Origin of the sequence: Microcoleus sp. Pol1C5 (assembly GCF_036701115.1) — a bacterium.
Classification (GTDB): Bacteria; Cyanobacteriota; Cyanobacteriia; order Cyanobacteriales; family Microcoleaceae; genus Microcoleus.
The window spans coordinates 23,579-35,077 of record NZ_JAUBQE010000044.1; the positions used below are offsets into that span (position 1 = coordinate 23,579).

11 protein-coding genes are annotated in these 11,499 nt (G+C 47.2%); 7 read left to right on the top strand and 4 right to left on the bottom strand.

The window, feature by feature from the left end; translation table 11 throughout:
• Positions 1–12: 12 nt before the first annotated feature.
• Entirely contained in the window at positions 13–678 is a 666-nt protein-coding gene (locus tag QUA23_RS22270; RefSeq protein ID WP_333078257.1) for an S-layer homology domain-containing protein, read from the top strand.
• Positions 679–822: 144 nt separating this feature from the next.
• Here the strand turns inward: QUA23_RS22270 and QUA23_RS22275 are convergent, their stop codons facing one another.
• Positions 823–1,539 carry a heme oxygenase (biliverdin-producing) gene (locus QUA23_RS22275; RefSeq protein ID WP_333078259.1) on the bottom strand — a complete coding sequence of 239 codons (717 nt, stop codon included), beginning with the start codon at positions 1,537–1,539 and terminating at the stop codon, positions 823–825.
• A 249-nt stretch (positions 1,540–1,788) separates the two neighbouring features.
• Positions 1,789–3,729 carry a DNA topoisomerase (ATP-hydrolyzing) subunit B gene (gene gyrB, locus QUA23_RS22280; protein ID WP_333078261.1) on the bottom strand — a complete coding sequence of 647 codons (1,941 nt, stop codon included), beginning with the start codon at positions 3,727–3,729 and terminating at the stop codon, positions 1,789–1,791.
• A gap of 258 nt (positions 3,730–3,987) precedes the next feature.
• On the opposite strand from gyrB, the gene miaA reads away from it, so the two are divergent.
• Positions 3,988–4,896, top strand: coding sequence for a tRNA (adenosine(37)-N6)-dimethylallyltransferase MiaA (gene miaA, locus QUA23_RS22285; protein WP_333078263.1), 909 nt, complete (start codon positions 3,988–3,990; stop codon positions 4,894–4,896).
• 143 nt (positions 4,897–5,039) lie between these two features.
• Here the strand turns inward: miaA and msrP are convergent, their stop codons facing one another.
• Entirely contained in the window at positions 5,040–6,023 is a 984-nt protein-coding gene (msrP, locus tag QUA23_RS22290) for a protein-methionine-sulfoxide reductase catalytic subunit MsrP (protein WP_333078264.1), read from the bottom strand.
• A 248-nt stretch (positions 6,024–6,271) separates the two neighbouring features.
• On the opposite strand from msrP, the gene QUA23_RS22295 reads away from it, so the two are divergent.
• Positions 6,272–6,430, top strand: a complete 159-nt coding sequence (locus QUA23_RS22295) for a hypothetical protein (protein WP_333069542.1) — start codon at positions 6,272–6,274, stop codon at positions 6,428–6,430.
• A gap of 31 nt (positions 6,431–6,461) precedes the next feature.
• Positions 6,462–8,513 carry a serine/threonine-protein kinase gene (locus QUA23_RS22300; protein WP_333078267.1) on the top strand — a complete coding sequence of 684 codons (2,052 nt, stop codon included), beginning with the start codon at positions 6,462–6,464 and terminating at the stop codon, positions 8,511–8,513.
• 139 nt (positions 8,514–8,652) lie between these two features.
• Here the strand turns inward: QUA23_RS22300 and QUA23_RS22305 are convergent, their stop codons facing one another.
• Complete coding sequence (locus tag QUA23_RS22305) at positions 8,653–9,393, bottom strand: SDR family oxidoreductase (RefSeq protein WP_333078269.1); 741 nt, start codon at positions 9,391–9,393, stop codon at positions 8,653–8,655.
• Positions 9,394–9,564: 171 nt separating this feature from the next.
• Here QUA23_RS22305 and QUA23_RS22310 point away from each other — a divergent pair, with 171 nt between their 5' ends.
• From QUA23_RS22310 to QUA23_RS22320, 3 genes are all read left to right on the top strand, one after another.
• Positions 9,565–10,134 carry a tetratricopeptide repeat protein gene (locus QUA23_RS22310; protein ID WP_333078271.1) on the top strand — a complete coding sequence of 190 codons (570 nt, stop codon included), beginning with the start codon at positions 9,565–9,567 and terminating at the stop codon, positions 10,132–10,134.
• 55 nt (positions 10,135–10,189) lie between these two features.
• Positions 10,190–11,098, top strand: a complete 909-nt coding sequence (locus QUA23_RS22315) for a hypothetical protein (protein WP_333078273.1) — start codon at positions 10,190–10,192, stop codon at positions 11,096–11,098.
• A gap of 85 nt (positions 11,099–11,183) precedes the next feature.
• Positions 11,184–11,477 carry a DUF3288 family protein gene (locus QUA23_RS22320; RefSeq protein WP_333078275.1) on the top strand — a complete coding sequence of 98 codons (294 nt, stop codon included), beginning with the start codon at positions 11,184–11,186 and terminating at the stop codon, positions 11,475–11,477.
• Positions 11,478–11,499 lie beyond the last annotated feature (22 nt).

The following is an 11,499-nucleotide window of genomic DNA, read 5'->3' on the forward strand; positions in this document are numbered from 1 at the left end:
AGGATTAAAATCGTGAAAAAGTTAGTGAGTATTTTTTTGGCGATCGCGCTAGTGCAAGGAGTCCCAATGGCGGTTCAATCTCAACAAATAATTGACCCGATCGATCGGGTTGTGAGTGCAGGATTGATGAATAAAGATGCTAGTGGTAATTTTAATGCTGAGGGCTTTGTAAGTCGCGCCGATTTGGCGATGATTTTAGTGAAAACTTTTGGTTTGGAACGCCGGAAAACCGCTCAGAAACCGGATAGGGAAGTGCCGGACGTACCGAAGAGTTACTGGGCTTACAGTGCAATTCAAACTGCTTTGAAAACGGGAACGATGAGTGGATATCGCGATGGAATGTTTTTCCCAAATCAAAGGGTGACTCGCGCTGAAGCTTTGGCGATTTTTGCTCAAGCTTACGGGGTTTTTCAGTTTCCCGATCCCAGCATTTCCGAGATTTTAGCTAAGTATCCAGATGCAGGCGAAATCCCTAGTTGGGCTAGAAAGTCTATAGCTACTGCACTTTATGAAGGGTTTGTTAATGTTGATATCGCAACTAATAAGATTAATCCTTTGAAACCGATGACTCGTGGGGATATCGCTTACGCTTTGAGCAAGTATTTGGAGCGGCAGATAAGGCCGAGTTCTTTGCCTGTCCCGGACGAGGAGCCTCCCGATCGCGGCGTGGGAAGGTGATAGTGTTGAGTTGTGAGTTAAAAAGTCGATCGCCCGCCATGCAAAATCCCGGAGCTTTGGTGACTGTAAAAGCAGCCATCAAACCCCCAGGATTTAAAGTTTTCCTCTTAAACGAGGCTCAAATTATCCCCAGTGAGCTTTAACTCAATCAGCAGTAGCCAATTCGGTACTGCCACCACCGCGCTTCCGCGTCAGGGTATTGAAAAGCATCTGACCAACTGCTTTAATCAAATTGCCTTCTAACTCCATGAACATCTTCATGTTCATGCCAAAAGCTGCATTAGCTTCGTCAACAATTCGCTCTGCTGTTGCTTCGTCAATCGGCAGTTCATTCATTGCCTGACGGTAGTTAGCCTTGAATTCTTTTTCATCAGGAATATCCTGGAATTCATAGAAAGCAGTGCCTTCTCCGTCGGAAAGATTCATCCCGCGCTGGGCAATTCCCTTCAGGATTTGTCCGCCGGATAAATCGCCAAGGTAGCGAGTGTAAGAGTGAGCTACTAACAGTTCCGGTGCGGTCGCCGAAATCTCGCGAATTCGCTCCACATAAGCTTTAGCTGCGGCTGACGGAGCTACTTGTTCGCGCCAATTGGCACCGTAGTAGTAAAATAAATCTTTTTCTAAGCTTTGTTTGCGATTCAACTCAGAAAAGTAAATTTTTGAAACAACCGGATGCTGCTTTTGGCGTTCCATTTCCTCTTCCATTGCCGAGTAGACAAAGTAGAGGTTTCCTACTAACTTCCGGTAAGAAGTTTTTTCTACAACGCCTTTTAAAAAACACTTGACAAAACCGACGTTTTCTGCCATTGTGTGGGACTTTTTGGTTCCCTCACGCAATTTGGTCGCTAAATTGATGCTCATGCTATATTTGTCCAACCTTCTATTTTTGTGGTAGCTGATGGATGCGCCAAAAATCTAAAAATTACCTAAGTGTTTACCTTAGATCGATTTGATGAGAGATTGTATTAATTTTTATAACAAAACCTAGAAACATCAAACGGCCCTGATGCCCGATCGCCCGAAAGGGCAGAAGGCATCAGGGCCGCAAAAGTTTAGTCATTAGTCCTCAGCTATTAGCTGTTAGCTAACGACTGACGACTAATGATTAATTTAGATGTCCAAGTCGAGGAGGTTGAGTTTGGGGCCGTAGGTTTCGATGAATTCGCGGCGGGGGGCGACACGATCGCCCATTAAGATCGTAAAGATGCGATCGGCCTCAGCAGCGTCTTCAATCTCCACCCGTTTCAGCGTCCGAGTTTCTGGGTTCATCGTCGTATCCCACAACTGTGTCGGCATCATTTCACCCAAACCTTTGAACCGCTGAATGGTGTAATTAGCATTCGCCGGAAATTCATTGCGGATGAGATTGTTCATTTCGCGATCGCTGTAACAGTAGTAATGATTGCGTCCCCGTTCCACTTTATAGAGAGGAGGACAAGCAATATAGATGTAACCTTGGTCTACAAGTGCGCGCTGATAGCGGTAGAAGAAAGTCAGCAACAGCGTGCGGATGTGAGCACCATCTACGTCAGCGTCAGTCATAATTACGATGTGGTGATACCGCAATTGACCCGGATCGAATTCTTCGCCTTTGATGCCCAAACCCAGGGCTGTAATTAACGATTGAATTTCGTTATTTTTGTAGATTTTGGCGTCGTCGGTTTTCTCAATGTTGAGAATTTTACCGCGCAAAGGCAGGATTGCTTGGAATTGGCGATCGCGCCCTTGTTTTGCCGATCCGCCTGCAGAATCCCCTTCCACCAGGTATATCTCAGACAGAGCGGGGTCTCTGGAACTACAGTCCGCCAATTTTCCAGGCAAAGGAGACGATTCTAAGACAGATTTTCGGCGCACTAAATCGCGGGCACGGCGGGCGGCTTCAGCGGCCTTAAATGCCTGAATTGCTTTTTCCAAAATAGCGTCAGCTACTTGGGGGCGAAACTCCAAATATTCTGTTAATACTTCGCCTACCAAGGAATCAACAATTCCCCGAACTTCTGTATTTCCCAACTTAGTTTTAGTTTGACCTTCAAATTCCGGGTCTGGGACTTTGACCGAAATTACTGCTGTCAAACCTTCGCGCACGTTTTCGCCGGCGAGGTTGGGCTCATTTTCTTTAATTTTGTTGCGCTTGCGGGCGATCGAATTCATCGTCCGCGTCAAAACAGCCTTCAAACCTTCTAAGTGCGTGCCACCGTCGATCGTCCGAATGTTGTTAGCAAAACCTAGAACGTTGTCGCTAAAAGCATCAACGCACCACTGCAAAGCCACTTCTATCTGCACGTTGTTGCGTTCTCCTTGCACGTAGATCACTTCTTCGTGCAGAGGCTGCTTTTCGCGGTTCATGTAGGCGATATATTCCTTGATTCCGCCCTCATAACAGTATGTTTCGACGCGAGGTTCGCTACTTTTAAGCAGTTCCAAACGGTGGTCGCTAAACGTAATTCTCACGCCCGCATTCAAGTAACCCAATTCTCGCAAGCGCCCGGCGAGTATAGTGTAATCAAATTCAATGCCAGTGCTAAATATGTGAGTATCTGGCAAGAAAGAAACTGAAGTGCCGGTGCGAGTACCTTTGTTGGGCTTGGCAGTAAGTTCAGTAACTGGATTGCCTCTTTCGTAGCGCTGTAAATGTTCTTTTTGGTCGCGCCAAACTGTCACTTCTACCCACTCGGACAGCGCGTTAACAACAGAAATACCTACACCGTGCAATCCTCCAGAAACCTTGTAGCCACCACCGCCAAATTTACCCCCGGCGTGAAGTACAGTCATTACTGTTTCTATTCCTGATTTGCCAGTCTTGGCAACGATGCCGGTGGGAATGCCCCGGCCGTCGTCTGTCACGGTAACGGAACCGTCGGCGTTGATGTCAATCTCGATGTGAGTGCAGTGGCCAGCCAGCGCCTCATCTATGGAATTGTCCACAACCTCGTAAACTAGATGGTGGAGTCCTCGCGGGCCGGTGGTACCGATGTACATCCCCGGTCGTTTACGGACTGCTTCGAGACCTTCGAGAACTTGAATCTGGTCGGCGCTGTAGCTGCTGGTCATACAAAAATAGCTCCAATAATGAGGCCTAAAGCCCCGAAAGCTTCTAAAATGGGAAAACTCCTAAAATTATAGCACAAAACGGTTAAAGGCGATGCTAGGGCTTTCTGAAGGGAAATTTATCGGGGGGAGGGAGGGGAATAGTTTTGAGATTACTCAAAGGCTCCAGGGGCCGATCGCGGTGAATCAGTGGATGGAGAGAGGCGAAAGCATGGAGAGGAGAGGATTTGAGAGTTTTTATAGGGAAATGTGCGACAGCTTATGCCTAAATTAATTACGATTTGCGGAGCGACGGCGACGGGGAAGTCGGGAGTGGCTTTGGCTTTGGCGGGGCGACTGCAATCCTCGATCCTGAGTGCGGACTCCCGTCAAGTGTACCGCGAATTTGACATCGGAACCGCAAAACCGACGGCGGTCGATCGCACTTGTGTACCGCATCACTTAATTGACATCTGCGATCCGACAGAAACTCTGACACTAGCAGAGTACCAGCAGCAAGCTCAAAAATTAATTGCTGATGTCGATTTTCCTGTTTCTCCCCCCCTGTTGTTGGTGGGAGGGACGGGCTTATATATTAAATCGATTGTGCGCGGTTTAAAAATTCCGAGGGTAGCACCGATGCCCGAATTGCGATCGCAACTTGCCGAACTCGGACAATCTCAATGTTACGCGATGTTGCAGCAGGTCGATCGCTCTGCGGCTGAGAAAATTCACCTCAATGATCCAGTAAGAACTTTAAGAGCACTGGAAGTATTTTATGTCACCGGTCGCCCTATTTCGGAACAGCAGGGCGAAAATCCTCCCAATTATCCTATTTTACAAATTGGGTTGGATTGCGCGATCGATGTTTTGGTCGATCGTATCAAACAGCGCACCGAACAAATGCTAGAACGCGGCTGGATCGCGGAAGTAGAATATTTGTGTAAAAAATACGGCTGCGACTTGCCACTGTTGAACACGCTGGGCTATCAGGAAATCAAACAATATTTGGCTGGCGACATTAAGCTTGAAGAAGCCAAAGAATTAACAATTTTGCACACGCGGCAATTTGCGAAGAGACAGCGGACTTGGTTTCGAGCGTATCCTGAAATTGAATGGTTTGATGTTAGCACGCCAGATTTGCTAGAAAGAGTTTGGCAGAGAGTTGAAGAGTTTGAGGGACGCAGATAAAGACGGATGTAATATCAATTTTTCGTTCGCAGGCTCTGCCTGGGAATGCCTGAATCCGAGGCTCTGCCTCGCAGAAATAGGGAAGCATAGCCTCCGGTTCTGCGTTCCTAGGCAGAGCCTATCAACGAGGGGAAATCCGTCAATTAAGTGTACAAACCCGCCACATATTCGCCGTAACCGTTATAGGGCAAAGTTGGGCGAGTTTCCCACGACCAACTGTTACCGGGACCGACTATCCGTTCACTTGCCTGCGACCATCTGGGGTGCGGCTTGTCGGGTTCGACATTTGCTTCAAAAGCATATTCGTTGGGACCAATTGTATTCCAAAAAGTGGCGGGCTGTTGTTCGACAAATTCAATTTTTACGATCGACTTTGCGCCCTTAAAACCGTATTTCCAAGGAATCACTTGCCGCAGTGGCGCACCATTTTGCTTAGGTAGCCTTCGGCCATACAAGCCTGTGGCAAAAAATGCTAAATCGTTCGCCATTTCTTCAATTCGCAGACCTTCGGTATAAGGCCAAGGATAAAATTGCGACATCAAACCGGGACCGGGAGTAATTTTGGGGTCGTAAAATGAGGTGAAGCGAACGAATTTAGCCTTCGATTGCGGTTCGACATCGGCCATCAGTAATTTCATGGGGAATCCGACCCAAGGAACTACCATCGCCCACGCTTCTACACAGCGAAATCGATAAACTCGTTCTTCGATAGGGAATTTCTTTTCGAGGTCGTCAATATCATAAGTTCGGGGATTTTTTACTAAACCGCTTACTTCTACTTTCCAGTTTTCTGTTGGCAAAGCTTGAGCGGCTTGCCAAATAGATTTTGTGCCGCCGTATTCGTAAAAATTGTTGTATTTTGTAGCTAAGCCTTCGTCGGTAATTGCTCGATCGACTTTCGCAAAGGCGGGATTCCGGCTCAATTCCGAATATGCTTGGGTTGAGCTTTGATCCAAAGCAGTTTTTGAGCTAGCATTACTTTGGCAGCCTGTCAGCGGTACCAGCGAAGCAGCCACGCCTGCGCCAATTAAATTTGTCATGAAGCGGCGGCGGTTGAGAAAGGCTGTTTCTGGGGTAATTTGGTTGTCGAGAATTTCCCAAGATTTGGGTACGCGAATTAACGGCATAAGTAATAGTTAAAAGTTAGTAGTTAGTTTGGCTAAATTTGCCAATTTTTTAATCGGTTAGTCGATTTGAAATTTGAAGTTTTAGATTAACTCCATAGGAGAAAGAATCGCGGATATTTCGCAATGCCTCGCGATTGCTTTGCTGCGATCGCACTGAAAGTATTCGCAATGACAGTATAACGTAATTCGGTAACAGCAAATCCAGCCGAGCGCTCGATCGCGCGAGCAATCGAGCGACCTATTAAACCTTGCTCGCAGGAAAGTCAGCAATAATTTACGTGCGATCGACCAAAGCCATTGTGGCGAAAATCTGGGAAACAATTATGATCAAGCAAAGATTCCAATTATTTAATTTGTCCACAGGAAGCGGCACGCACCGCCCCGCTTTCCTCCCCCACCAGCAATAATGTCGGACGGGGGTCTCCAGCGGAAAGACAAATGAGTTACTGCACCAATCCCAATTGCCAGAATCCCCAAAATCTCGATCGCGCGACAGTATGCAAAAGTTGCGAGTCAAACTTGCTGCTAAAAGGCCGCTACCGAGTCTTTCACACTCTCGGTCAAAGTCTCACTTGCCGCACCTTCTTAGCAGTCGATGAAGACCAACCTTCGCAACCCCGCTGCGTTATTCAACAGTTCTGCGGCTCAGCAGCAGCAGACCGTGGCACACAGGCAAACCGGACATTTCGCGGCTCAGCCTCAGTTCTCGACGAGTTAGGGAAACATCCGCAAATACCGAAACTGCTGGCATCTTTTGAACTCGAAGGCTGCCAGTATTTAGTCCAAGAATACATCGAAGGCCGCAATTTAGCCGATCGGCTTTCAGAAAAAGGTGTTGTTAAAGAAATTCAAATTTGGTATCTGCTAAGCGAATTATTGCCAGTCCTGCAATTTGTTCACGACAATCAACTGATTCACGGAGATATCAAACCGTCGAATATTATTCACCGCAAAACTCCCCAAGCATCCCCAGCTTTGGCAGGGAAAGAGGATTTACATTCCGTGTCCCAAGAAAGTGCCTCTGGGCTAGTTTTAGTCGATTTCGGGGCGGCAATTCCGGCTAATAGCGGGCCGCTGAAAACAGAAACGGTCACAGGTTCTGCTGAATACGCGGCCCCGGAACAAATTAAGGGCAAAGCGATTAAGAGCAGTGACATCTACAGTTTGGGTGTCACTTGCATTCACTTGTTAACGGGAATGTCGCCCTTTGATTTGTTTGACATCAAAGCCGAAAGTTGGACTTGGAGAGATTATTTGAAAGTACCAGTTTCGGCGCGACTCGGCCGCATTCTGGATAAAATGGTGCAGCGAGAACCATCAAAACGCTATCGCTCGACCGAGGCAATTCTCACAGACATGAAATACGGCCCGGCACCGGTAGACGTGATTCTCAGCAAACCCAAGTGGACTTTGGCCATGTGGGGAGCAAGTGCGGTTGCCCTGCTGTCCGTAGTGCTGGGTGTTCGCTTGCCCTCTCCTGCACCGCAGGCTTTCACTTCTTCTGAGCCTGTTTCTAGCATTCCCGAAATTCGGTTTAATCCGCCCCCGATGCAGGATTTCAAGGGTGAGGCATTGCAATCCCGGCCAGCAGTGCGGACTCTGGCGGATCAAGACAAAAACCCGGTTTGGGCGGTAGCAGTCGCTCCCAACGGTCGCGTGATTGTCAGCGGGAACAACGACGGCACAATTCACCTGCTGCACAAGCGTCACGGCAAGCTGCTCAAGGTTTTAGCAGGACATTTGGGACCGGTGTGGTCGGTGGCTGTCAGTCCCGACGGCAGGACGATCGCCAGCGGTGGCGTTGACGGTACGATTAAATTGTGGAATTTCTATTCGGGCAAGTTAATTCAGACTTTGGACGGACACCAAGACGGCGTGTTCTCGGTGGTTTTCAGTCCCGACGGCCAAGCCCTGGCCACTGTAGGTAAGGACAAAACTTTGAAGTTGTGGCAAGTCGAAGGCGGGGCCGAGTTGGAAACTCTCCAGGGGGTTCTTGACGAGGTGCAGTCGGTGGCTTTCAGTGCCGATCGAGAAACTTTGGCGATCGGCAGCAGCGACGGTAAGATCAGCCTGTGGAACTGGCAGACTGGGGAATTCAAAGACACTTTTTGGGGTCATTCCGAGGGGGTTTGGTCTCTGGCCATCAGCCCGGACGGTCAAACTCTCGCCAGCGGCAGTTGGGACAAGACGGTGAAGTTGTGGGATATCAGCGCAAATAATCAGTTCCGGCAGTCCAACGGTTCTCTGCTACGGACTTTGATCGGCCATTCCGACAAGGTTAAGTCCTTGGCTTTCAGTCCCGACGGAAACAAGCTGGCCAGCGCCGATTTGAGCGGGACTATCAAGCTGTGGCGGATGGGTTCCGGCGAAATCGCGGGCACGCTGAAGGGTCATTCTACCTGGGTGGAATTGGCTTTTAATCCTCAAGACAAAACTCTGATCAGTGGCAGTTTTGACGACACGATTAAGGTGTGGCGACTGTCTCCTTAATTTGTTCGATTTTCCGCGCTATAAAATTATAAGAATCCCCAACCAGAATCTTTGATTTTGGTTGGGGATTCTTATAATCGGCGATTGAAATCGCTGCTATACAAACTTATATTCACTCCAAGCTGACTAAAGTATATATTTAGGCAGTCCCGCCGTTAACGCGGATATTTTGTCCGGTAATCCACCGGGCTTGTTGGCTGCACAAAAAAGCCGTCACATCGGCAATATCTTCAACTTCTCCGAGTCTTCCCAAAGCAGCCATTTGAGTAAATCTTTGTATTTGTTCGGCGGTTTTGCCGACTGTAAAGAGTTCTGTATCCGTTGGGCCCGGAGAAATCACATTAACTGTAATTTGGCGATCGCCCAATTCCTTCGCTAGCGATCGAGTTAGCTGTTCCACCGCGCCTTTTGTCGCCACGTAAGCCCCGTAAGTTGGCAGTAGCATCGCCGTTGTCGAACTGGAAAAATTGACAATTCTTCCTCCGTCTGCCATCCGTTTAGCAGCTTCTTGACAAGCAAAAAACGTGCCTTTGACGTTAATTGCAAAAAGATTATCAAACTCTGCTTCGGTAACTTCCGCTACAGGTTTGTAAAGAATTACTCCTGCATTATTGACTAAAATATCGACTTGTGAATATGTTTCCAGAGTGCGATCGAACAAATCGCGAATTTCTGCGGTTTTGCTGACATCGGCTTGCACGGCTAATGCTTTGCCGCCTGCTGCTTCAATCGCTGACACAACTTCTTTTGCTTGCTCAGATCCTCTGGCGTAGTTGACGACCACTGATGCGCCTTCTTCGGATAATCGGAGGGCGATCGCGCGTCCAATTCCCCGCGATGCACCAGTCACAATTGCCACTTTTCCTGCTAGTGATGCCATGTGATTTCTTCTGCAATTAGCGTTGATGCTGGTTCAAAATAATCATACTATTTTTTCCGCATTCCGGTACACAAACAAATTTGAAATTTCACACAGTCAGAATATCCCTCGAAATCGCGGTTGCTAACTAACACTTGTGGTAAAGTAGTATCGGCTGTTAAAGTAAAATCTATGACCGTAAATTCCGAGTTAGCAGAGCAGTATTTGTCAGCGGGCGAGACCCTCCAGAAATCAGAAAAACTTGAGGAGGCGATCGCTCAATATCAAAAATTACTAGCCATTCAGCCGGATAGTGCGATCGCACTTAACAAGATAGCTGAAATTTATTATACGCAACAGAAATATGCAGAGGCGATCGCCTCCTGTTACCAAGCACTTCGCCAGCAACCCAATTTCGCCCCCGCCTACAAAACTCTAGGCAATATCCTGCAAGCCCAAGGCAAAATAGACGCGGCAATTCGCGCCTACTCCAAGGCGATCGAATTTGATCCTAATTTTGTCGAAGCCTATGTTAACTTGGGCAGTATGTTTTACAAACAAGGCCAGCTCGATGACGCCATAACTTACTATCAAAAATCTATTGTTATTCAACCAGATTTAGCCGTCGCTTATTGGAATTTAGGCAAAAGTTTGGAAGAGCAAGGTCGAATCAATGAAGGTTTATTTTATCAAAAAAAAGCTCTACATTTACAGCCGGAGTTAGAAGCGAGAAGCAATTCAGTAAAAAATCACACTTACTGAAGAGGAATGTTATAGTCAAAATAATTCAATCATTAACGATGCAAGCTGGATCAACATGGAAATTAGCCAGAATCCGCTCGAATTCCTAACGGCTAAAGTACAAGAAACTGTTGCCGATACCCAAAACTTAGCCAACGAAATCGCTGCTAAAGTTGAGGAAAATGCAACTGTATTAACGGCGTGGGTACAATCAGCGCCAAGTTCAATGGTTAGTGCTGGGGCGATCGCCACTCAAGAAGCTTTTAAAATAGCACATAACATCCGTTTTGAGAACCTGCCAATAAATCTGCAATCGAAATTTGCGAGGGCTGGAATGCGTGACGGCATCCGAAATGTGCAAGAAGCAGCAAAAGTATTTGAATCAATACCCGCCCAAATTCGTGCCCAAGGCCCAGAAGCAATTCGCAACTTCTGTCAAGATAAAGATTGGAGTCACATCCAAGCGCACGTCAATGGGGGCGGAAGCGAAGCTGCTAACGGGATTTTTGAACATTTTCGAGTGAATCGTGCTCGCGGTGGTGCAGACATGACTGCTGCAGAATTAGCAGTCGCTAAGCAAGTTTTAGCGGATGCAGCGTTTAAAGCAGCAGTTGCCGAAATCGTTGGGGCTGCAATGAAAGGGGCGATCGCCGCAGCAGTAATTGAGTTAATATTTTCGATATTAGAAAATTCGTTATTGTGCGTTGAAGGCAAAATTACGCAATCAGAGTTAGTCGAACAAGTCGCCACTGCCACCGCCAAAGCTGGCATTGCTGGCGGTGTTATTACTGGCATTCTGTTAACACTGTGCATGATATTTCCCCCCATTGCCGCCCTTTTAGGTGCCGCAGCGATGCCCTTGGCAGTTGCAGGTATTGGTTTTATGGGAATTCGCGCCTGGGAAATCTTTTGTCACGGCGATCGACTATTTGGTATTACTGAACAAACACAAAAATTTCTGGGGATGACTGAAGCGAAAACATAGTAAAACTTTAACTCTCATTAGATACCCGACTTCTTCAACAAGTCGGGCATCTAGGTATTCTAAATGATTGGGAAACATAAATAGTATGGATTCAGTCGAAAAAACTCAAGATCAGCAGCATCCGCAATACAAGCGCGATCGAGCCAGTGTCGATACTTTATTAGCAGGAGAAGCAACCGACTACAATTTATCGGAATTAGCAAGATTGATAATTCGCTACCGAGGCTTTCCCGGCGCTAGAGATATTCAATCGGACTTAAAAAAAGTCTTGCAAAAATGGAATCATACCGAAGAAAGTCTTTACGAACAAACCCGTAAAATTCACGCCACAGGTGAAGTTTACAGGAAACAAAAAAGCGATCAAGAAGATTGGGTCTAATCTCAAATCTGCAACTGGTTCC

Excerpts from the sequence above, each read along its gene's own strand:
- QUA23_RS22300 (WP_333078267.1), top strand. The coding sequence starts at position 6,462 with ATGAGTTACTGCACCAATCCCAATTGCCAGAATCCCCAAAATCTCGAT.
- miaA (WP_333078263.1), top strand. The coding sequence starts at position 3,988 with ATGCCTAAATTAATTACGATTTGCGGAGCGACGGCGACGGGGAAGTCG.
- gyrB (WP_333078261.1), bottom strand. The coding sequence starts at position 3,729 with ATGACCAGCAGCTACAGCGCCGACCAGATTCAAGTTCTCGAAGGTCTC.
- QUA23_RS22315 (WP_333078273.1), top strand. The coding sequence starts at position 10,190 with ATGGAAATTAGCCAGAATCCGCTCGAATTCCTAACGGCTAAAGTACAA.
- QUA23_RS22310 (WP_333078271.1), top strand. The coding sequence starts at position 9,565 with ATGACCGTAAATTCCGAGTTAGCAGAGCAGTATTTGTCAGCGGGCGAG.
- msrP (WP_333078264.1), bottom strand. The coding sequence starts at position 6,023 with ATGCCGTTAATTCGCGTACCCAAATCTTGGGAAATTCTCGACAACCAA.
- QUA23_RS22275 (WP_333078259.1), bottom strand. The coding sequence starts at position 1,539 with ATGAGCATCAATTTAGCGACCAAATTGCGTGAGGGAACCAAAAAGTCC.
- QUA23_RS22305 (WP_333078269.1), bottom strand. The coding sequence starts at position 9,393 with ATGGCATCACTAGCAGGAAAAGTGGCAATTGTGACTGGTGCATCGCGG.
- QUA23_RS22320 (WP_333078275.1), top strand. The coding sequence starts at position 11,184 with ATGGATTCAGTCGAAAAAACTCAAGATCAGCAGCATCCGCAATACAAG.